Origin of the sequence: Microbacterium sp. MEJ108Y (assembly GCF_000834175.1) — a bacterium.
GTDB classification, from domain to species: domain Bacteria; phylum Actinomycetota; class Actinomycetes; order Actinomycetales; family Microbacteriaceae; genus Microbacterium; species Microbacterium forte.
The window spans coordinates 1-20,834 of sequence record NZ_JXQX01000032.1 but is presented as its reverse complement, the minus strand read 5'-3'; the positions used below and the strand labels follow the sequence as shown (position 1 = coordinate 20,834).

Below are 20,834 nucleotides of genomic sequence, written 5' to 3'. Positions count from 1 at the left end.
GGACGGGACGCCCCCACCACGGGGGAGGCGGCAGAAAGGGCGCCCCATCCGATGCCGTCAATGGGCGGCACCCCAGCTGTCGCGTTACAGCGCGACAGAACTGTGAGGCAAGCGTGACACCAGCCGCCTCGCCGCACAAGCCCTATTGTCGACCGGTATGCGCGGGTCGAGGCAGCGTTCCGATCAGGTCAGCGCTTCGGCGTGACGCCGCAGCTCTCTGCGGTTCGAGACGTCGAGCTTGCGCATGATCCGGTGCATGTGGCTCTCGACCGTGCGCACACTCAGCACGAGTCGGGAGGCGATCTCGGCGTTGGAGAGTCCCCCCGCGGCGAGGCGCCCCACCTCCTTCTCGCGGTCGGTGAGGGTGACAGCTGTCGCACCGAACCGCGCGAGGTCGTAGCTCCTCCCCGGGTGACGGGCACGGATCTGCTCCTCGCGCTCGACCGCGCGCTGCTGTCCGAGGTCGTCCGCCCCCGCAGCGAACCAGGCCCGCGCGAAGCGGCAGGCCGACAGCGCAGTGCCGGTGAGCCCGCGCACGTCGAGCTCGTCCGCGACGGCGAGCATCGCCACGGGATCCCGCTGCACCAGCGCGCTCACGAACGAGGCCTGGGCCGCCAGCCCTGCCGCCTCCGGCAGCTCCTTCGCGTGCGCCATCGCGGCCGACAGGCGGGTCGGCGTCGGGTCGAGTTCGACGGCGGAGAGCTGGGCGGTGAGCCCTGCCACGCGGGCTCCGCGGTTCCAGAGGGCGTCGCCGGAGCGGGCGAGCAGCTCGGCGGCCTTGTCGGTGCTTCCGTCGAAGGCGAGCAGCTGCACCTGGGGCCACGCCTTGCTCTGCCCCGGAAGCGGGCCGTCTTCGGCTCCGAGCTGATCCAGGTCGGCGGCCAGCCGCTCGCCGGTCGTCACCTGCCCTCGTCGGATGGCGACCACGGCGGCGACCGCGAGCAGCGAGAGCTGCACTCCGGGCGGCAGCGGTGAGGGCTCTCCCGCCGAGAAGATGACCTCGAGCAGATCGTCGACGGCCGCATGATCACCTGTTGCCAGATGACACAGCGATGCGGCGGTGCCGAAGGCTCGCACGGCGTCGATGTCGAGATAGCCGTGCGCCTCGTCGAACCCGCGCTGCAGCACGTCGAGAGCGGCGCCCGGGTCGCCCTGGCCGAACAGTGCCATGCCGAGCAGCACCCGAGGGGTGTACCGCTGCTCCTCGTGCTCCAGCGCCTCGATGAGGCCGAAGACCCGCAGTGCATCGGAGAAACGACCGAGGCTGACGAGCACGCTCATCTGGGTCTCGAGCATCATCAGCTTGACCGCCGCGGGCAGCTCGTCGGACACCTCGAGGCGGTTGCCGAAGTCAGCGGGCACGGTGTCGAGGTTCGCGAGCAGCTGCACCTCGACGGCCCGCAGCATCCCGGCGTGCGCACCCACGGTCTGGGCATCGTCCTGCAGCTGCGCGACCGCTCGCTGCAGGTCGTCGTCGACGTAGGCGGTCCACTCCGCCTTGAGCGAGGCGAACTCGGCACGACTGGCGTCGTCCCCGGTGCGCGTCGCAGGAGACGAGAGGACGTCGGCGATCACGTCTCGCACCCTCGCTGTGTGCGTGTGCATGAGGGCACGGATGTAGCGCACGGCACTGGCGGCGGTCGGGTTCGCCTCCCACTCGGCGGCCGTCACGATACGGCGTGCGCGGGCACGCTCCTGCAGCAGCCGGACGAAGAGAGCATCCTGACCACCCGACGCGGTCGGAGACGACTGCTGGTCGGTGAGCACCGACCACACCGACTCGGGCGTGCTCAGCTGTCGCACGATCTGGCTCGTCAGTCGCGTGCGTCGCGCTGTGAGCGGCTCGTGCCGGAAGAACTCGACCAGCAGCGGCGGCATGACGGCGACGAGCTGCCGGTCGCCGCTGGGGATGAAAGTGATCATCCGGCGCTCCTCCAGCAGCTCGAGCGTGCCCCAGTCGACGAGCTGGCTCGCCGTGTCGATATCGGCCACCCCCACGATCGCGATGATCTCGAGCGCATCACGCGTGGCGTCATCGAGGCTCTCGAGGTGCGCCTCCAGCACGGCTCGCAGTCCGCTGCTCCACAGATCGCGGGTGGCGGTCCACTCGCCGCCGCGCAGCACGAGACGCTTCTCACGCACGGTCGCGTCGACCAGGCTCAGGGCGAGGCCGATGTTTCCCCCCGACTTCGCGAACACCCGGCTCATCGTGCTCGCCTCGATCGGGTGCGCCAGATACTTCTCGAGAGCTGTCTCGAGCTCCTCGAAGCGCAACGGGGTCATGTCGATCACGTACGAGGGTTCGAGAGTCGACGCGGGCAGGCCGCTCGGAGTGTGTCTGGCTCGAAGACCCTGCAGGCGAGAGAGCACGATCGGCACGCCGTACTCGCGTCGCACCGACTCCGCGACACCCCACGACGACTCGTCGAGGTCATCCCAGTCATCGAGGAACAGCACCGAGCGCGAGGCGCGGAGCGCCTGGCGCAGCGAGTCGGCGGTCTCGTGAAGGCTCGGCCCCGGCCGTTGACCACTGGTCGCGCCGATGCCGGCGAGATGCAGTGCGGCGAGCGGATGCTGGCGCAGCGACGCGATTCCGCGCACCGAGACGACCGTCCATTCGTCCTGCTCGACCCGGGCACGCAGCGCCTTGAGGAAAGCGCTCCGACCCGAACCGCGGCTGCCGACGACATCGATGCTGACGCCCGCCTGGATGAGGTCCACTGCCGCGGCGAGACTCTCTTCACGACCGACCACCATGAGATTCCGCTTCCTCACGTGATGTTCCTATGCAAAAGCTACTCTCCCGGGCCTGTCAGAGATAGCCGCACGGCGGGGGTGATGCGGCTGCTCCCTCGCATGAGCCTTCCCGGTGGCGGCGTCGCTGGTGACGTGAATCCCGAGGAGTACGAGCGGCGAGTGCCGACCTTGCGTACTCACGAGCGATCAGCGGCAGGGAGAAGCAGTGTGGGCCAGTACCCGCGAGGGCACTACTGAGCATCGACGCGTGGTACTCCGCAGGGTCGTGCACACCCGCCACGCAACCGTCGGAGAGGCCCACTGATATCGAGGTGGCGGAGTGCTGAAGACGCCCGAAACCCCTCCAAGCGGGCAGGTCGCCGACCGCATCCTTACGATGACCGCCCATTCTGCGCACATCGTGCCCGCGGTCTCCCATCACTCGAGCGCGCCACATGCGTCGCGCGGAACCCTCTGGAGGACGTCAGCTGTGAGCCCGCGAGAAGAAGGTCGTCGACAGGTGCGCCGCCGGCGTCGCCTGGTGCGACGCATGCGCCTCGTCTCTGCGGTGACGGCATGCGTCGGCCTGATCGCCGGCGGCCTCCTGGTGGCGGCTCCGGCGATGTCCGCGCCCAGCCACGAGCTCGAGATCACCAGCCTCGCGTTCTCGGGAGTCGATCAGGCGCCGGGTGATGGCGTGTGCCGGACAGCCGACGGCTCCTGCACGCTGCGCGCCGCGCTCGAGGAGTCGAATGCCCTGAACGGTGCGCCCGGGGCCGTCGTCATCGCCGTGAAGCCCGGCCTCAGCGGCATCATCCGTCCGGTGATGACCCGCTCCACCGCGAACTGGATGCAGACGAGTGCGGTGTCGACCTGGGATGACGGCGCCTTCTATCGCATCACTGCACCGGTCACGCTCGACCTCGACAATCGTGTCTCCATCATTCCGACGTCCGAGTCGACCGAGGCGGCGGCATTCGAGATCAACGGTCCGGACGTCGCGCTGAAGAACTTCCGCGACATCCTCTCCAGCGGCACGTCCATCGTGATGGGCGAGCAGGCGAAGAGGATCAGCCTCGCGGGCGGCTCGACCGTGACGAAGGAGAACTACTACCCCGAGCGCTTCGTCGTCTATCGCCAGGGTGCCAGCGACATCTCGGTCAGCGACTACGAGCTGCAGGGGTTCTACCACGAGGGACAGCAGACCTCAGGGCTGTTCCTGTTCAACGCCACGACCGCCACACCGATGAAGAACATCTCCATCGCGCGGGTGAAGGTCAACTACACGGCCGGCGGCGTGTGCAACGGATCCGACGGCTCTGGCTGCCGCACGAACCTCACCACCTTCTCGCCGCGCGACGCGAACGTCGTCCTCGACGGCTTCTCGTTCACCGATTCGACCGTGCGGAACCTCAACGGGGCGACGGCCTTCAAGTTCTCGAACAACAGCACGACGGGTGTGAGGCTGTCGAACCTGAACATCTCGGGCAACCAGTTCCTCAACTCCGTCGGAAACGGCACGGGAGACGAGTACGCGTTCGTCACGCTGCCCCCGGGCACCCTCAGCGGAGAGAACCGGATCTCGCGCAACGACTTCGTACGCGCGACGTCGGGACAGACCATCGCGATCTCCTGGGACGGCCTCACCCGCACCGGCACGGTGCCGAGCGGGCTCAGCATCACCGACAACTACTTCGACGGCTACGAGTCGAGCATCCGTCTCTCGCGCAACGGTCTGACCACCGTCTCGGGCAACACCTTCGGCACGCGTTCAGGGTCGCAGGGCAGGCCGGCGACGGGGGAGGAGACCGGCGACGGAGGCTCGCTCCTGGTCGACAACGGAACCGAATCGAACCAGACGGTGTCGACGTGGTACCCCACTGCCGCGGCGTCTGTCGTGGCGGCTCCCTCGAGCGGCGCGATGGTCGCAGCGCCCCGCGCCACGTTCCCCGGCGGAACATGCACCGCGGAGATCACGGTGGCGAAACCTGCAGGCAGCGGCAAGTCGGTGCCGAGCGGACCCGTGTCGCTCGACCTCTACTGGACGGCCGACCGCACCGCCGAGATCCACCTCGGGCGCGTGACCGGAGTGACCGCCGCTGCGGCATCCGTCGCCTTCTCGCTGCCCGTCGGACCGCAGCCGCTCGCCGGCGCCACCGTGCCCGCCTCCGCGCAGGCCGTGAATGCCACGACGGGCGACGTCTCGGGTTTCGTGCGCGTGCAGACGCACGTCGAGACGACGCCGCAGCTGACGTCGTCGCAGCTCAGCCGCACGGTGGCCGTGACCGGCAACTGCCGCCCGACTCTCATGCTCGATCAGGCCGGCGGTCAGAACGACCCGACCATGAGTCGCGACCTGCACTACACGCTGAGGTCTTCGCTGCCTCTCGACCCGTCGACCGTCACCGCGGATGACATCCAGCTGAGCGCTGCGGCGACCGCCGAGACCCTCGATACCGGGCGCCTCGATCCGCGAGTCATCGCCGTGACGCCTGTCGCGGGCACGAACGGACTCGAGTTCGACGTGGTCGCGAGGGTCGACGACTCGGCATCCGTCTCGGCGACTCTCGCGGCCGGTCGCGTCACGTCGACATCGGGATTGACGAACACCGCTGCTGCGGTCTCTGCCGACCCTCGAGTGACCTTCGTCAATCCGCTGCAGGTCACCTCGCCCCGATTCACGCTCGTCACGGGAGACGAGAAGGGCAAGTCCTACTCGATGATGCTGCGAGCCGGTGCGCCCGTGCCGACATCGCCGTTGATCTTCTCGTCGAAGATCGACGCAGTGGGCGTCGCGCATGGAGTCGGTCTCTCGACTTCCACTCCGATCATCGCCCCTGGCGCGCGTTCGACGGAGTCGATCGTGCTGCAGGCGACCGACGGAGATGTCACGGCGAACACCGAGGCGACCATCGCAGCGACCGTCGCCTCGGAGGACGAGAACTACGACGGGCTGGTCGTGCCGTCGGTGAGCGCGTTCCTGTTCGCCACAGACCCGACCATCGAGATCGAGAAGCGGGCCTACGCCGACGTGGCGGATGCCTCGACTCCCGCGACGATCGAGCAGACGGGTGGGCCCGTGCTCACCGGCGCGCGCCTCGTCGACGGACAGGCGGTGTGCTTCGTGTACACGGTCACGAACCGATCGGCCGACGACTGGATCACGAGCCTGCACGACATCGTCGTCACGGACTCGGACCTGCGCCTGGGCGCGCGGGGAGTGATCGGCTCGATCTCGCAGCTCGCCGTCGGCGAGAACGCGAGGGTCGCCGCGTGCGGCACGATCGTCTCGAACGGCACTGCCGACGGGTGGGGACGATGACCGCCGTCGAGGCTCGGCCCCGCGGCCGCACGCTGCCCCTGGTCGTGAGCGTGATCGCCCTCGCAGCCCTGACGGTCGCGGCGATCGGCGCCGGCACCTACGCGCTGTGGTCGTCGGAAGACACGTTCGCAGGGTCTCTGTGGCAGGCCGGCGACCTCTCGATGACTACGGAGGACGCATCCTGGCGGCAGATCACCCCGGGCGTGACCGAGCCGCGGTCCGGCGACCTGGCGACCACGCCCGAGGACTTCTTCACGATGCCTGGCGACGTGATCGAGATCACGCAGCCGCTCGAGACCTACCTGTGCGGCGAGAATCTGACCGCGGCGCTCAGTGTCGAGTTCGCGTCTCCCGACGCAGTGCGGGCGCAGGAGGAGACGGGCGAGATCGCGATCGCACTGCGCGTGGAGAATGCCGAGGGAGACACGGTCGCGACCGGCTCTGCCGACGGGACGCCGCTGGCCGTTCCCGGTCTCGCGGGGTCGTCGCAGGGCGAGTCCGATCGGTGGTCGGTGATCGTGACCGTCGAGGTGCGCGGCGACTACGCCTGGACGGACGCCGACGTCCACAGTGCCGCGGGAGTCTGGGCCGCGGGCGACCTCATCGTGCGTCTCGATCAGGTGCGCGCGAACGGTGCCGGTCGATGAGGCTGCGCACGACTCTGTCGCTCACCGCCGCGATCGCCGGTGTCATGGCCTTCGGGGTCGTCTCGACAGCGAACGCGCTGTGGACCGCGAACGACGCGGTCGTGGCTCCTGAGCTCCGCACAGGAGCAGTGACCTTCGGAGCCGCCGCCGAGTCGCAGCGTGTGCTGTCGGCGGCGGGCGAGCCGGTCGAGATCACCCTGCCCGGCACCGAGATCGCCACGGTGCTCGATCAGGGCGGCTTGAGAACAGAACCCGTGATCTGGCGCTTTCAGGTGACCGGGGCCGCTCTCGGCATCGCCGGACTCGACTACGACATCACGCTCGGCGATCAGGTCTGGCACGACGGTCGCTCGGCCGAGCTCGCCGGGGGCGTCGCCCAGGACGGCACACTGCTGGCGGACTCGACCGTTCGGATCTACCCGGCCGGACTCGGCGACGACTGCTCGGTGATCCCCGACGCGCCCGTCGACGGCGGGGCCGCCGTCGACGTGCACCTGCTCGACGCGTCCGATCGCACGCTGCAGGCGCCCGCGGCCAACCCCACCGGCACCGAGGTCACACAGACCTGGTGCGTCGCGATGCTCTGGAACCACCGTGCCGACGGCGTGTACGTCTCGGAGGCGAGCGCCCGGGGGATCGCCGTCGACGGCAGCGAGAACCGGGACTTCGACACGTGGGACGCCGCGGTGGCGTTTCCCGCGTCCCTGAACGCCATCGGCGTCTACGACCACACGGCGTGGGCGGAAGGGACCGGCGATGACGGCACCCAGTCGCGCGACGACTCGTCGTGGAGCGGATCGGTGCATCCGGATCCCGCGGGCGAACCCGACCTCGTGATCCGCATCGACCCCCGTGTGACGAACGCGAACCCCGCCGTCGCACCCGGCGATCACGCCACTCGCTAGTCGCCGAAGCAGAAACACACCACCCAGGAGAAGGAAGAAGAACATGTCCAACCAGAATCCTCAGATCATCGTCGTGACCGAAGAGCGGAAGAAGCGCCGCGGCGCTCTGCTGCTCGTCGCCGGTGGCGCCGCCGCACTGCTCGCGGGCGGGTCGACGTTCGCCCTGTGGACGGCGACCGACGGCTTCAGCGGCGGACAGATCACCGCCGGCGACCTCGACGTCGTGCAGACTGCCGACACGACCTTCTGGGACGTCTCGGCCGACCGCGACGACGCCACCGCCACCGTCGTCGGCACGGACGGCTCGCAGCTCGGCCACGCGCTGGCCCCCGCGGATGCGTCGACCTGGCGCATCGTGCCCGGCGACAAGGTCGCGGCCTCGTTCTCGGCCGCCGTGACGCTGGAGGGAGACAACCTCGTCGGTCGCCTCTCGCTCGACGGTCTCACGGCGAACGACTACGACATCAGCGGCATGACCTACACCTACGAGGTCTACCAGGACGGTGCGCTCGTGCAGCCTGAGATCGCGCTGCCCGTCGCGGCAGATGCGACGCTGCTGTACCTGTCGGCGCCGCAGACGGGTCAGAGCGCTGGCCTCGAGGACGCGAACGGCACCACCGTGCTCTCGATGGCCGAGACCACCGAAGACGTGACGGTCGTCGTCTACGGCGCCTTCTCGTCGACGGTCACCGACCGCACCGACGTCGCGCTCACCGACACGCTGTCGGGGCTGAACCTCAGGCTCGAGCAGGTTCGCGACACCGGGGAGCAGTTCTAAGACCCACCGTCGGGAGGCGCCCCGAGACAGGGGCGCCTCCGTCGCTCACGATCATGAAGAGAGACGCACGCATGCGCACCACCGGCAGGATTCCGAGGAGCTGGTACGAGTCGCCCTGGCGCATCGCCGGACGAGCCGTATCGATCGCATTCGTCGTGACGCTGTTCGCGCTCATCGCCGCGCTTCTCGTGGTGCCGCGTGTCTCCGGCGGAACCTCGCTCACGGTGCTCACAGGATCGATGGAGCCGACATTCGCACCCGGTGACGTCGTGGCGGTGCGAGGCGTCGCGCCCGATCAGGTGTGCGCCGAGATCGGGGTCGGCGACATCGTGACCTATCTTCCCGAGCCCGGCGACCCGGCTCTCATCACCCACCGCGTCGTGGGCAAGACCGTCGGCACGTTCGACGACGGCACGGACTGCAGGCTCATCACTCAGGGCGACGCGAACTCCGCCGCCGACGCGCCCGTGTCTCCCGAGCAGGTTCGCGGGGCGATGCTCTACAGCCTGCCCGCCCTCGGATGGGTGCGCCAGTGGGCCACCGACAACATCGTGGTGCTCGGCGTCGCGTTCGGTGCCGGGCTTCTCGGCTACGGCGCATGGACCACCTTCCGGCGGCCTCGCACCCGCGTGATCGTGACCTCCGGACGGGGCGTGAACGACGCCCCCGCGGCATCCGCGGCCCCTGTCGTTCCCTCTGTCGCCGACGACCTCCGGATCCGGGAGCTCGATCTCAGAGAGCGGGAGATCGCGATCCGCGAGGAGGAACTCCACCTCGCGCGGCTCGGACTCCTCTCGCTCGACGACGATTCGCTGCGCGAGATGCTGTCGCACGCGACGGATGCCGAGAGGAGCCGGCGATGAACGGAGTGGACGGCCTCCTCGCGGAGGCACGCCGTCGCACCCGACGTGAGACGTCCATCGCCTGGATCCTCGCCGTCGTGCTCCTGCTCATGCTGGCCGGGGTGCTCTCTGCTGCGGGCGTGCTCCCTGCCGTGGCGGCGGGTTCGACGACCGGTGTCTCGACGACCGGCGAACCCGTCGACAGGGCGGTGGCACCGGCATCCGGGGGTGGTTCGCAGTCAGGGGATGCGATTGCCGAGGCCGCCTGGGACGGTCCGGCGACGCACCTGGACTGGTCGGGCCGGGGGTATTCGACCGCGGAGTCGTCGTTCGTCGGTCAGCGCATCGCCGCGCCGGGAGATCGCACTCAACGCACCCTGATGCTGACGAACAGCGGTCCTGCGCGAGCCGGCCTCACCGTCTCGCTGCGTCTGGATGAGAGCGTCCCCGGCGGAGCTCGCAATCCCGGCCTCGCCGACGAGGTCGAGCTGTTCTGGAGTGTCGGCGGTGTCGAGGGGCGGCAGCGCTTCTCCGCACTCGCCGAAGAGATGACCGGCACGGTCGACATCGCCGAGGTGCGGGTCGCCCAGGGTGAGACGGTGGCCGTGGAGATCGGGTTCGAGCTCCCCGCCGCGACTGCATCGCAGCGCAACGAGGGACAGGAGTCGACCGAGCTCGCGTTCGATGTCGTGTCTACGATGTCCGGCGAGGTCGACGAGCAGCCGACTCGACTGGCGGCGACGGGGGCAAGCTCGCTCCTTCTCTTCGGAATCGCGGCGGCGCTGCTGCTGCTCGTGGGGCTTCTCCTCGTCGCCGGCCGTCGGCGGCGGTGCGATGACTGCTCGAGGGCCATCGGTCAGGACGAGTCCTGGGTCGATCTGACAGAGCCCGACCGCGGCCGTCGGCGCGTGTGCCCGGACTGCGCACTGCGCGGCACTACTGCGGCGGGCACTCCTCACTACTGAGAGATCGGGCGTCGGCACCGGAGACCGCGGTTCCCGGCTCGGAATCCGCCCCCTTCTCGGCGTGCGAGCGCGCGGTTCACGAGATGGTTGAACCGTTCGATCACCCCGTCGGATCATCGCGGATCATCCGCACGAACGCCGCCACAGAGTCGCTTCCCTCCCCGATCGCGACTTCTTCTCCCCGGATCGTGGCGGCGTTCACCCGTTCGCTCTGGCTGCGATGACCCGCGGACGCGAGGACGACCACCGCACTCCTCCGCGAGCACGTCCACCTGGCGGTGAGGATGCAGGGGTTCGTCCGCGGCAGCGGTGTGCCTCGTCGCGTCGATGACCCGGTAGACGCCTAGAGCGTGATGTCGGATGCGGAGGCGAGCGGTCGCCACTCGGTCGATCGCGCACTCGGCCGGGCGAGCACATCGGCGTCGAGCAGGGGGCCCACATCGACCTTCGTGACTCGGGCGATCTCGGCGACCGGAACCTGGAACGTGCGGAAGGCGCCCAGTGGCGGCGCGGCCAGCAGGCCGTCGGAGGTGTCGACCAGCTCGGACTGATCGAGCACGAACCCTGCGGCCGACAGGCCATCCGGCGCCTGCCAGGCCGCGATCTTCCAGAACCGGAGGGGGATGCGGATGCCGCGATACGGCGGGTCGTCGTCGCCCAGCACAGGCGCGGTGTAGACCGAGACACGCTGATCGGTCGTCTCGGCATACTCGATCACATGGTCTTCCAGGCCGAGCCAGAGGTCCTTCGACTGGTTGAATCCTGCCGCCTGCGGGGCGGCGTTCGGATAGAAGAAGGTCGCCTCGGTGGCATCCCTCGCCTCATCGACATCGCCCCATCCCGGATCACGCCGCCGCACGAGATGACCGCGATCGAGGTCGTTGCGCGCGTAGACATCGGGACCCGTCTGCAGCTCGTCGTCGATCCGGGGGTCGAGCCTCCACTCGCCGGTGCGCGGCAGTTCGCGCAGCAGCGCTCCGTCGATGTTCACGCCGGTCACGGAGGCCAGCCGACGGTCGTGGTCGAGCAGCACCGTGAAGCGCGGGTAGGTCAGCTCGGTCGCATCCTGCGCCGGCCGGGGCAGGGGGACTCGCGTCGGAAGGAAATCGAGGTCGTATCCGTCTGCCATACCGTCATATTGCCTCGTGCCCCCGACATCGCCGAGCATCTCCGAACACGGGAACGCCCCCACCCGGTCGCTTCGGGAGGGGGCGTTCGCTGTCAGCGGGTCACGGCGTGGGCATGCCGCCGTTGACGTTGAGCGTCTCGCCGGCGACGTAGCTCGACTCGGCCGAGGCGAGGAACACGTAGGCGGGTGCCAGCTCGGCCGGCTGACCCATGCGGCCGAGAGGCGTGTCCTCACCGAACTCCGGCAGCTTCTCCTGCGGCTGTCCGTCGCTGGGCTGCAGCGGGGTCCAGATCGGCCCGGGTGCCACGGCGTTCACGCGGATGCCCTTCGGTGCGAGCTGGTCGGCGAGGCCCTTGGTGAAGGCGTTGATCGTGGCCTTGGTCGACGCATAGTCGACGAGGATCCCCGACGGCGAGTACGCCTGGATCGACGTGGTGTTGATGATGGTCGATCCGGCGGGGAGGTGCGGGAGTGCGGCCTTCGTGATCCAGAACATCGCGTAGACGTTCGTCTTGAAGGTGTCGTCGAACTGCTCGTCGGTGATGTCGGTCAGAGACTCCTGGTAGACCTGCTTGCCGCCGTTGTTGACGAGGATGTCGAGACCGCCGAGCGCACCGACCGCTTCTGAGACGAGCGTGCGGCAGTACTCGGGGTCGCGCAGGTCGCCGGGGATCTGCGCGACGGTGGCGCCCGCGTCGCGAAGGATGTCGGCGATCCGCGCAGCATCCTCCTCCTCTTCCGGAAGGTACGAGAGCGCGACGTCGGCCCCTTCACGGGCGAAGGCGATCGCGGTCGCCGCCCCGATGCCCGAGTCGCCGCCGGTGATGAGAGCCTTGCGGCCGGTGAGACGGCCGGTGCCGCGATAGCTCTCCTCGCCGAGGTCGGCCTTGGGAGCGAGGTCGGCGTCGAGCCCTGGTTCGGGCATGTGCTGCTTCTCGGGCTCGATGTCGGAATAGAGCTCGGCCGGGTTGACGAAGGTGTACTGGTCGCGAGACATGGGGTGTCCTCTCGGTCGCTGGTCTGGGGGTATGTCTCCAGCGTGCGCCGAGGTCGGGATGTCGGCCAGCGCCTTGCGTCCGCGGACTCAGGTCGCTAAGGGCGAAGCCCGGGGCCGTCGTCGATGTCGCTGGGGGGAGGAGAACTGCTCTTCGGGAGGAGAGATTCGCAGGATTGCTCCTCCCGAAGAGCAGATCTCCTCCCGAGAGGGCGGCAGCGAGGGGGGTCGACCAACCCCCGGCGCGCGGAGTAGCCTCGCCGCATGGGCCGACTCATCTACTCCATGATCACGTCGCTCGACGGATATGTCAGCGGGCCCCACGGAGGATTCGACTGGGCGCTCGATGAGGAGCTGCACGACTTCATCAACAGGCAGTTCGCCGACGTCGGCACCTATCTCTACGGGCGGCGCATGTACGAGACGATGGTCTATTGGGAGACCGCCCACCTCGAGCCCGATCAGCCGCAGGTCGGCATCGACTACGCACGGGTCTGGCAGGCGGCCGACAAGGTCGTCTTCTCGAAGACACTCGCCGAGGTGTCGAGCGAGCGCACGCGGCTCGAGCGCACGTTCGACCCCGAGACCATCGAGCGCTGGAAAGCCGAATCCGACAGCGACCTCTCTGTCGACGGGCCGACGCTCGCGGCCGAGGCGATCCGCGCGGGTCTGGTCGACGAGTTCGGCCTGTTCATCGGTCCGGGCATCGTCGGGGGCGGCAAGCCGTTCTTCCCCGCCGACGTGCACGTCGATCTCGAACTGCTCGACGACAAGCGCTTCAGCAGCGGGGTGATGTTCCTCCGCTACGCGACGCGGCGGTGACGGCGATCGCTGCCGGCGTCAGGGGCGCACGCGAACGGTGCGGCCCTCGAAGGTGACCAGGTCGCCGTCGTGCAGCTGACGGCCCCGACGACGATCGACCTCGTCGTTGACCTTCACGAAACCGTCGATCACGACCTCTTTGGCGTCGCCACCCGAGTCGAGCAGACCCGAGTACTTCAGGAACTGCCCGAGGCGGATCATCTCGCCGCCGATGGAGACATCGTCGATGCGGCCGGAATTCGTCATGACTGAAATGGTAGCCGCCGGATGCGGGCCGCGGCTCGCGGTCAGCCGAGCGCCCGCTGGATCCGTTCACTGAGCCGGTCGGCCGCCTTCGTGGTCGTCCGGCGACGGGTCGGCGCCTGCAGTGCGATCCTCACGTCGGATCCTCCCTCAGCCAACGGAGTCGCCACGACCCTCACGTCGGCGGCTCCCCCGAACAGCGTCCGTCGTGTGCTGAACGCCACGGAACGATGATCGGAAACTCGCCACTCGACGCGCTTGAGCTCTGTCGTGAGCTGCTGCAGCACCCGCACGACGGAGTCCGCCCGCGCGGGTGTGTAGAAGTACGTGTGCACCGTGACCGGCATGGATTCCCCTGACGACAGCATCTTCGGTCTGCGATCGAGACCGTACCCACCTACAGAGACCGCGCGGTGAACGGATCATGATGCGAAAGTGCCGAACTCGTCGGAGATGCGTCGAGCCGCCGACCCCGTGGGGCCGGCGGCTCGAGGAACGACGCGGGGTGCTCAGTCGTCGATGTCGGTGCCGACGACGGCGAAGTCGGCGCTGAAGTCGATGTCGATCGAGCGGCGGTCGGTCGTGAGCACCGACACGTCGTAGGGGCTGACCTCGTCGTTGTCGGCGTCGAGGTCGGTGATCATGCCGTCGGCCTCGGCCAGCGCGGCATCGACGAGTGCGCGGATGGCCGACTCGTCGAGGGTGTGGGTGGGGGCGGAGTCATCGTCGTCCTGCTCGGTCGAGACGACGGTGGCGGCGAGGTCGGCATTCACCCGCACCTCGGTCTCGCTGCCGTTCGCCCCGGTCAGCTGCACCTCCCAGGTGCCGTCGCGCTTCGCGTCGATGGACGTCACGTCGCCTTCGGCTGCGCCGCGGGCGGCATCCGCGATCTTCACGAGCTCGTCGGCGGAGTCGGTGCCGATGTCGGTCACCGGGCCCCCGCCCTGGGGTGAGCCCTGCTCTCCGTCGTCGTCGCGGTCGTCTCGGTCGCCGCCCGGCTGTCCGCCGTTGTCGTCGGCGTCGCCACGGGGGCCGTCGGAGACCGAGGGGCGGTCGTCGTCGTCGCCGAACTCGTCGCCGATCGCTGCTCCGATGGCCACGCCGCCGCCGGCGAGAACCACCGCGGCCGCGATTCCACCGCCGATGAGAAGGGCACGCTTGCGACCACGCTTCGCGGGGGCTGCGGGAACGGATGCCGGAGTGCCGGTCTCAGCGGCGAGCGGTGCGACGGGCACGGTCTCGGCGTCGTGGGCCGGAGTCGGCGCGGGCGGAGCGGGGGGCTCCGGCGGAGTCGAGTTCACGGGGAGGTTCTCGGGCGTCTGGTCGGGGGTCGAGTTCTTGTCGTTCATGTCTCGATGCTCTCCCGGCGGTGCTGAAGCCACCCTGAAGCCTCCTGAAGACCTCTTCAGGAACCAGCGACCGAACGGCCGGGGCCGCGAACCGGGGTTTCCTCGTACCGTTTGCAGGATCCGGGCACGAATGCAGGACGAGAACAGGTGTCTGGTCCCGCATCCGTGCTTCGGTCCTGCAGACGGGCCGGGTGCCGGGAAATGCCGGGACCCGCAGACGGGCCGGGTGCCGGGAAGTGCCGGGTCCCTGCAGACGGACCGGATGCCGAGAGGTGCCGGGTCCCTGCAGACGGACCGGATGCCGAGAGGATGTCAGTCCGAGAGGGGCAGGGTCACCACGAAGCGGGCGCCGCCCCAGCGCGAGGCGTCGACCGAGACCGTCCCGCCGCTGGCCGCGGCGATGCCCTGCACGATCGCGAGGCCGAGACCGCTGCCGCCAGCATCCCGGCTGCGGGCCTCATCGAGCCGCACGAAGCGCTCGAAGATGCGCTCGCGCTCGTCGGCTGGCACTCCTGCGCCGTCGTCCTCGACGGTCACGAACACCCAGGCGTCCTGCGGGATCACGCTGATGGCCACGCGGCCGGCGCTGTGCCTGACGGCGTTGTCGGCGAGGTTGCGCAGGAGCTGGCCGAGAAGCCGAGGATCCCCGGCGACCCGGGCCGCACGGATGCCCGACCCGTCGACCTCGACCCCTCGCGACCTCAGGCGTCGCACCTCGCCCAGGGCCAGGTCGTCGAGGTCGACGGCCTCGTCGTGCGTGCCGCCGCCCTCGTCGAGCCGGGCGAGCAGCAGAAGTGACTCGACGATGCCCTGCAGTCGGAGCCCCTCCTCTGAGACGACCTCGGCCAGCTCGCCGATGCTCGTTGTGGCCGGATGCGCCTGTGCGAGCTCGGCGTGCTGACGGATCGTCGCGAGCGGTGAGCGCAGCTCGTGTGAGGCATCCGAGACGAAGCGGCGCTGGGCGGTGGCCGACGAGTCGAGGCGATCGAGCATCCGGTTCATGGTGGTCGCGAGTGCGGCGATCTCGTCGGATGACGGCGGCACCTCGACGCGTCGGTGCAGGTGCTCGGCGGTGATGCCGTCGACCTCCTCGCGGATGCGGGTGACCGGCCGCAGCGCCCGGCCGACGACGAGCCAGGTGGTGACGGCGACGAGCAGCAGAAGCAGCGGCACGGCGACCGCGAGCAGCACGGCGACCGTCGACAGCGTCTCGACACCGTCTTCGATCGAGACGGCGAGCACGAGCGTCTCGTCGTTCTCGAGGTCGTCGGAGACGACGAGCATCGGCTCGCCGCCGATCGTCGTGGTGCGTGCCTGGTCGGCGAGGGGGAGCGCGGTGGAGCCGAGCTCGTCGCGGGCATCCTCGCTGGCGGCCCTGACCGCGCCGTCCTCGCCGATGATCTGGACGATCTCGTCGTCGAGGGAGTCGACCCCGCGCTCGCCGCCCGGGCCGCCGCCGGGACCGTCGAAGCGCTCGGCGAGTTCGTCGAGTCGCTGCTCGGCGGCGCGCTCGGCGCTGGCGTGGATGCTGGAGCTCAGGATGCCGTAGAACGAGAACGCCCCGATCAGCAGCGCGACGGCCACGACCACGGTCGCGCCGAGGGTCGTCCTGGCACGCACCGACCGGAACGCGCGGCTAGCCACCGTCGGCCGCCAATCGATAGCCGGCGCCGCGGATCGTCTCGATCGCCTCGCGCCCGAAGGGCTTGTCGAGCTTGCGGCGCAGGTGACCGACGTAGACCTCGACGATGTTCGGGTCGCCGTCGAAGTCGTCGTCCCAGACGCCCTCGATCAGCGCGCGCTTCGACAGCACCTGACCGCGGTGCCGCATGAGGTGTTCGAGCACGGCGAACTCGCGCGCGGTCAACGTGACCTGGGTCTCGCCGCGCCAGACGTGGTGCGACGACGGGTCGAGCTTGAGGTCTCCGGCTTCGAGCACCGCAGGGCGCGCGACAGCGCCGCGGCGCACGAGAGCACGGAGCCGAGCCACGAGGATCGCGAAGGAGAACGGCTTGGTCACGTAGTCGTCTGCGCCCGTCTCCAGAGCCTCGACCTGGTCCCACTCGCCGTCCTTGGCGGTGAGCATGAGCACGGGCGTCCAGTTCTCCTCGGCGCGCAGCGCCTCGCACACCTTCCACCCGCTCATGCCGGGCATCATCAGGTCGAGCACGATCGCGTCGTACCGCGTCTCACGCGCACGCCACAGCCCGTCGACGCCGTTGTTCGCGACGTCGACCGCGAAGCCCTCCGCCTCGAGACCCCGGCGCACGGCGTCGGCAAGACGCACCTCGTCGTCAACCACCAGGATCCGCATTCCTCCAGTGTGGCGGGCGCACGCTGAATCCGCGCTGAAGCGGGTCAGATGAGGCTCAGTCGCGCATCAGCGCGCGCACTCGGGCTCTCCCTCGTGCGCCCTCGGGCTCTCCCTCGTGCGCCCTCGGGCTCTCCCTCGTGCGCCCTCGGGAGGAGAACTCTCCTACGGGAGGAGAGAATGCCGCTGAGACTCCTCCCGTGGCGCAGTTCTCCTCCCGTGGGGCAGTCCTCCTCCCGTGGCGCAGTGCTCCTCCCGTGGCGCAGGCGAAGGTCGCCGACGTAGCGCACACCGGTTGGCGCTGTCCGTCCCGTGTGGTTGCATGAGGGCATGACCGGAATCCGGGGGGACAGGTCGAGAGGTGCACGTCTTCTTCTCGTCGTCGCGGCGACCATGATGCTCGCAGGGTGCGCGACGGCGACCACGGGTCCGCCCGGCGCATCGCCGTCCGCATCCCCGAGTCCCACCCCTACGGCCGCGTGCCCGCAGATCGAAGGCGTAGACCTGCCACCGGACTGCGCGCCGTACGACCCCGATCACGCGATGGCGCAGAACGAGCGCTATCGCGACCGGGTCGATCTCTCGGAGGAGAGCCGGGTAGTCGCCGAGGAGCCTGCGGCTGCCGTCCGCACCGGGCTCGAGACGCTCCGTACCTCGGGAGACCTGTCGGTGAACGCGGTCGAGGAGGTGTTCGCCGCGGCGGGCCTCGCGGGCGTCCAGACGCTGGGCGACGAACGCGCGGTGGCCTTCGGCGCGGCTGCACCTGAGGGCGGATGCATCTTCGGCGAAGTCTCGGCAGATACTCTCACGGTCGAGATCGGCGGCGTCATCATGGACGGCGGCTGCCTGCCGGCGATCGGGCACTGACCACGATCGACGTGCGCCGACGAAGACCGACCGGCATCATCGAGATCAGGCGTCGGTGCGGAACCCGGCGGCCTTGTGCGTCCCGTCGCAGAACGGCTTGATCGTCGAGAGACCGCAACGGCACAGCGCCACCGTGCGGCGCGTCACCTCGATCGGCTCGCCGTCGGAGGTCTCGAGCACCGCTGCTCCGCGCACCAGCAGCGGACCGTCGGGGTACGCCGTGATCGTGACGGCACCCTGCGCCCCGCTCATCGCGCGTCCCTCTCTCGCAGCGAGGATTCGCCGCGCGTCCAGGAGTCGAGCATGTGTCCCGCCGCCCATCCGTCGACGGTGAGGCAGGCCGCGGCGCCGAACATGATGTCGGGCAGCAGGTCGGGGCGGTCCTCGGCCAGCCCGCCCGCGAGGTCACGCGCGGCGATCTGCTCGTGCACGGCATCCGCCTCGACGTGCTCGTCGAAGTAGTCGGTCACGTCCTCGGTGAAGCCGAGCCGTCGCAGCCCGTCGGCGTAGAACCGGTTGGGGATCGACGAGGTCATCTCGAACGCGGCCAGATGGCCGACGATCGCTCCGACGAGCCGACGGTTGAGGCCGAACATCGACATCGTGTTGAGCGACGCGAGCGTGATCGCCGGCACGTCGTCGACGTAGGCGCCATAGGTGTCGTCGAGGCCGGCGCCGCGCATCGCGCGAGCGAAGATCGTCGCGTGCACACGGTCGGGGCGCCCTCCGCCGTACTCGTCCGACTGGATCTCGACGAGCGCCGCCTTGGGCCGACCGGTCAGGCGGGGGATCGCCCACGAGTGCGGGTCCGCCTCACGCAGCGTGTAGATCGAGCGCTGCATGAAGAACTCGTGCATCTGCTCGTCCGTGGCCTTCTTCGCGACGTAACGAGAGAGGCTCGGTCCGGTGTCGGCCTCGGCGAGAGCGAACAGGGCTCGTCCGACGGCGTCCACGGTCGGCTCGGGCAGTTCCGGGGTCGGCACGGTCGCCCGCAGCGCCCGCTCGAAGGCGTGCTCGAGGAGTCCTCGCGTCGCGATCAGCGCCGGGTCCCACTCGAGGGCGGGATCGAGCTCGGACAGAGATCCGTACGACGAGGCGTACAGCACGAAGAGCGCGAGTTGGATGTCGTCGTCGCGCACGACATCGTCGCTGGTGGCGAGCGCGCTCTCGGCGCGGGCGCCGAGGTCGTCGGCGTCTTCTCCGGTCAGTCGGCGGATGATGCCGTCGCTGAGCGGGCCGCGGGCGGCGATGCCGTGAAGGGCGGACGGAGTGAGGGCCGGTGCAGACATGCTCGTAGTCTCGCCCCCGATCCCCTTCTCGAGAAGGGTCTTGACGGCGACACATCCGATGCGGAAGGGACGGGGGCGGATGCCGTGGCATCCGCCCTCCCGCCACCGTCTCACCATCGCTCGATCAGGCGTGCACGGGGTAGCGGCTGCTGATCGCGATGCGGTTCCAGCTGTTGATGACGACGGCGAGCCAGGTCACGGCGGCGATCTGCTTCTCGGTCAGCACGCCCTCGACGTCGACTCCGCGATCCGCGAGGCGGCCGTGGTCGCCGATCATCGTCACGTTCTCGGCGATCTGCAGGGCGGCCTGCTCCTCGGCCGAGAAGTACTGCGACTCCCACCATCCTGCGAGCACGGCCAGCCGGTCGGCCGTCTCGCCGGCCTTGACGGCATCGGCGCAGTGCATCCTGAGGCAGAACGCGCAGCCGTTGAGCTGCGACGCCCGGACCTTGACCAGTTCGACGAGCAACGGCGAGAGTCCGGCATCCTCGGCTGCGGCGACCGCCTGGGCGTTGAACTCCAGCATCGCCTGATACGGGGCTGCGTAGACCTTGCCGATGTTGACGTGCGACACGTCGTCTCCTTCGCTCATGGGGCGCGGAATGCGCCTCCATGAGCACTGACGCCACAGCATCCGGATCTGTGATGCGCCCGCGCCGCCTAGGCTGGATGCATGAACAAGAACTCGCTCTGGACCATCATCGGCGTCGTCCTCGCCGTCGTGATCGCCTGGTGGATCGTCAGCGCGCTCTTCTCGATCCTGTGGTTCATCGCGAAGCTCGCGATCGTCGCCGTCGTCGCGGTCGTGGTGTTCCTGGTGCTGCGCGGGATGTTCAGCTCGAAGGCAGACTGACCGGCGCCTCTGGTCACCACCCGGCGCTGATCAGGCGACCGGGGCGTTCGCTCCGACCCGGTAGCGGGCTGCGCGATGCGTGTCCTGCACGCGGTCGCCCTTGCCCTGCAGCTTGTTGCGCAGAGTTCCCGGCGTGTACTCGTTCGGGTAGACGCCGCGCTCGCGCAGCACGGGGATGACGTGCTCGATGACGTCCTGCCAGGTGCCGGGCGTGACCGCGTAGGCGAGGTTGAATCCGTCGATGTCGGTCTCCTCGACCCACGACTGCAGTTCGTCGGCGATCTCTACGCCAGAGCCCACGATCGTCGGCCCGAGGCCGCCGATCGCGTTGTGGCGGCCGAAGTCGCCGACGGTCCACTCGCGTCCGAGGTCGGCCTCCTCCTTGAGGTGCTGCAGCACCGACTGGATCGCGTTGGACTCGACGTTGCCGACGGGCTCGTCCTCGGCATACTGCGAGAGGTCGACGCCCATCCAGCCCGACATGAAGGTCAGCGCGCCCTCGGGGCTCGCGTAGGACAGGTATTCGGCGTGCTTCGCCGCGGCATCCGCGCTCGTGGCCCCCGTGATGACGGTGAGCAGCGTGTAGATCTTCGCGTCGTAGCGGTCGCGACCGGCGTCCTCCAGCGCATCGCGGATGCGCTTCACGGTGCCGGCGAGCACCTCCTTCGAGGGCGCGGCGACGAAGATCGCCTCGGCGTTCTCCGATGCGAAGCGCACACCGCGAGGGCTGGCTCCGGCCTGGTAGATGACCGGGGTGCGCTGCGGCGACGGCTCGGAGATGT

General features: G+C 69.3%; 21 protein-coding genes. 9 read left to right on the top strand and 12 right to left on the bottom strand.

Annotated features, from left to right (window positions below):
• Positions 1 to 183 precede the first annotated feature (183 nt).
• Entirely contained in the window at positions 184 to 2,775 is a 2,592-nt protein-coding gene (locus RU09_RS14135) for a LuxR family transcriptional regulator (protein ID WP_156145941.1), read from the bottom strand.
• A gap of 451 nt (positions 2,776 to 3,226) precedes the next feature.
• Between RU09_RS14135 and RU09_RS14130 the strand changes: the two genes are divergently transcribed.
• The 6 genes from RU09_RS14130 to RU09_RS14105 all read left to right on the top strand — a co-directional run bounded on the left by RU09_RS14130 (position 3,227) and on the right by RU09_RS14105 (position 10,195).
• The gene (locus RU09_RS14130) at positions 3,227 to 6,058 is read left to right on the top strand and encodes a hypothetical protein (protein ID WP_156145940.1); all 2,832 of its coding nucleotides are present in this window, start codon (positions 3,227 to 3,229) and stop codon (positions 6,056 to 6,058) included.
• Positions 6,055 to 6,705 (top strand): SipW-dependent-type signal peptide-containing protein, encoded by a 651-nt coding sequence (locus RU09_RS14125; protein ID WP_042541511.1) that lies wholly within the window; start codon positions 6,055 to 6,057, stop codon positions 6,703 to 6,705. The genes RU09_RS14130 and RU09_RS14125 overlap by 4 nt, the downstream gene beginning before the upstream one ends.
• Positions 6,702 to 7,610 (top strand): hypothetical protein, encoded by a 909-nt coding sequence (locus RU09_RS14120; RefSeq protein ID WP_042541510.1) that lies wholly within the window; start codon positions 6,702 to 6,704, stop codon positions 7,608 to 7,610. The genes RU09_RS14125 and RU09_RS14120 overlap by 4 nt, the downstream gene beginning before the upstream one ends.
• Positions 7,611 to 7,653: 43 nt before the next feature.
• Positions 7,654 to 8,388: a SipW-dependent-type signal peptide-containing protein gene (locus tag RU09_RS14115; protein WP_042541509.1), complete on the top strand. Its 735-nt coding sequence runs from the start codon at positions 7,654 to 7,656 to the stop codon at positions 8,386 to 8,388.
• A gap of 71 nt (positions 8,389 to 8,459) precedes the next feature.
• Positions 8,460 to 9,251, top strand: coding sequence for a signal peptidase I (locus RU09_RS18115; RefSeq protein WP_194285978.1), 792 nt, complete (start codon positions 8,460 to 8,462; stop codon positions 9,249 to 9,251).
• Positions 9,248 to 10,195 (top strand): hypothetical protein, encoded by a 948-nt coding sequence (locus tag RU09_RS14105; RefSeq protein WP_042541508.1) that lies wholly within the window; start codon positions 9,248 to 9,250, stop codon positions 10,193 to 10,195. The genes RU09_RS18115 and RU09_RS14105 overlap by 4 nt, the downstream gene beginning before the upstream one ends.
• Before the next feature lie 343 nt (positions 10,196 to 10,538).
• Here the strand turns inward: RU09_RS14105 and RU09_RS14100 are convergent, their stop codons facing one another.
• Positions 10,539 to 11,324, bottom strand: coding sequence for a DNA/RNA non-specific endonuclease (locus RU09_RS14100; protein WP_042541507.1), 786 nt, complete (start codon positions 11,322 to 11,324; stop codon positions 10,539 to 10,541).
• 100 nt (positions 11,325 to 11,424) lie between these two features.
• Positions 11,425 to 12,321, bottom strand: coding sequence for an SDR family oxidoreductase (locus tag RU09_RS14095; protein ID WP_042541506.1), 897 nt, complete (start codon positions 12,319 to 12,321; stop codon positions 11,425 to 11,427).
• Between the two features lie 261 nt (positions 12,322 to 12,582).
• Between RU09_RS14095 and RU09_RS14090 the strand changes: the two genes are divergently transcribed.
• Complete coding sequence (locus RU09_RS14090) at positions 12,583 to 13,140, top strand: dihydrofolate reductase family protein (RefSeq protein ID WP_042541505.1); 558 nt, start codon at positions 12,583 to 12,585, stop codon at positions 13,138 to 13,140.
• An 18-nt stretch (positions 13,141 to 13,158) separates the two neighbouring features.
• On the opposite strand, the gene RU09_RS14085 is transcribed toward RU09_RS14090, so the two are convergent.
• The 5 genes from RU09_RS14085 to RU09_RS14060 all read right to left on the bottom strand — a co-directional run bounded on the left by RU09_RS14085 (position 13,159) and on the right by RU09_RS14060 (position 17,046).
• Positions 13,159 to 13,386, bottom strand: coding sequence for an RNA-binding S4 domain-containing protein (locus tag RU09_RS14085; RefSeq protein ID WP_042541504.1), 228 nt, complete (start codon positions 13,384 to 13,386; stop codon positions 13,159 to 13,161).
• Between the two features lie 41 nt (positions 13,387 to 13,427).
• On the bottom strand, positions 13,428 to 13,730 hold the full coding sequence (locus tag RU09_RS14080) for a hypothetical protein (RefSeq protein ID WP_042541503.1): 303 nt from the start codon (positions 13,728 to 13,730) through the stop codon (positions 13,428 to 13,430).
• A gap of 162 nt (positions 13,731 to 13,892) precedes the next feature.
• Complete coding sequence (locus RU09_RS14075) at positions 13,893 to 14,732, bottom strand: PepSY domain-containing protein (protein WP_231567601.1); 840 nt, start codon at positions 14,730 to 14,732, stop codon at positions 13,893 to 13,895.
• Positions 14,733 to 15,044: 312 nt separating this feature from the next.
• Positions 15,045 to 16,376 carry a sensor histidine kinase gene (locus RU09_RS14065; protein ID WP_042541500.1) on the bottom strand — a complete coding sequence of 444 codons (1,332 nt, stop codon included), beginning with the start codon at positions 16,374 to 16,376 and terminating at the stop codon, positions 15,045 to 15,047.
• Entirely contained in the window at positions 16,369 to 17,046 is a 678-nt protein-coding gene (locus tag RU09_RS14060) for a response regulator transcription factor (RefSeq protein ID WP_042541499.1), read from the bottom strand. Before RU09_RS14060 ends, RU09_RS14065 begins: the two co-directional genes overlap by 8 nt.
• A gap of 327 nt (positions 17,047 to 17,373) precedes the next feature.
• Here RU09_RS14060 and RU09_RS18580 point away from each other — a divergent pair, with 327 nt between their 5' ends.
• Positions 17,374 to 17,910, top strand: coding sequence for a hypothetical protein (locus RU09_RS18580; RefSeq protein ID WP_156145939.1), 537 nt, complete (start codon positions 17,374 to 17,376; stop codon positions 17,908 to 17,910).
• Positions 17,911 to 17,955: 45 nt separating this feature from the next.
• Here RU09_RS18580 and RU09_RS14050 read toward each other — a convergent pair whose 3' ends face one another.
• From RU09_RS14050 to RU09_RS14040, 3 genes are all read right to left on the bottom strand, one after another.
• Positions 17,956 to 18,162, bottom strand: a complete 207-nt coding sequence (locus RU09_RS14050) for a CDGSH iron-sulfur domain-containing protein (RefSeq protein ID WP_042541497.1) — start codon at positions 18,160 to 18,162, stop codon at positions 17,956 to 17,958.
• A complete protein-coding gene (locus tag RU09_RS14045) occupies positions 18,159 to 19,199 on the bottom strand; it encodes an iron-containing redox enzyme family protein (protein ID WP_042541562.1) in 1,041 nt (346 codons plus the stop codon). Before RU09_RS14045 ends, RU09_RS14050 begins: the two co-directional genes overlap by 4 nt.
• 124 nt (positions 19,200 to 19,323) lie before the next feature.
• Complete coding sequence (locus RU09_RS14040) at positions 19,324 to 19,773, bottom strand: carboxymuconolactone decarboxylase family protein (RefSeq protein ID WP_042541561.1); 450 nt, start codon at positions 19,771 to 19,773, stop codon at positions 19,324 to 19,326.
• 99 nt (positions 19,774 to 19,872) lie between these two features.
• Between RU09_RS14040 and RU09_RS14035 the strand changes: the two genes are divergently transcribed.
• On the top strand, positions 19,873 to 20,052 hold the full coding sequence (locus tag RU09_RS14035; RefSeq protein ID WP_042541496.1) for a hypothetical protein: 180 nt from the start codon (positions 19,873 to 19,875) through the stop codon (positions 20,050 to 20,052).
• A 30-nt stretch (positions 20,053 to 20,082) separates the two neighbouring features.
• On the opposite strand, the gene RU09_RS14030 is transcribed toward RU09_RS14035, so the two are convergent.
• A partial coding sequence (locus RU09_RS14030; protein WP_042541495.1) for an LLM class flavin-dependent oxidoreductase occupies positions 20,083 to 20,834 on the bottom strand: 752 nt, incomplete at its 5' end.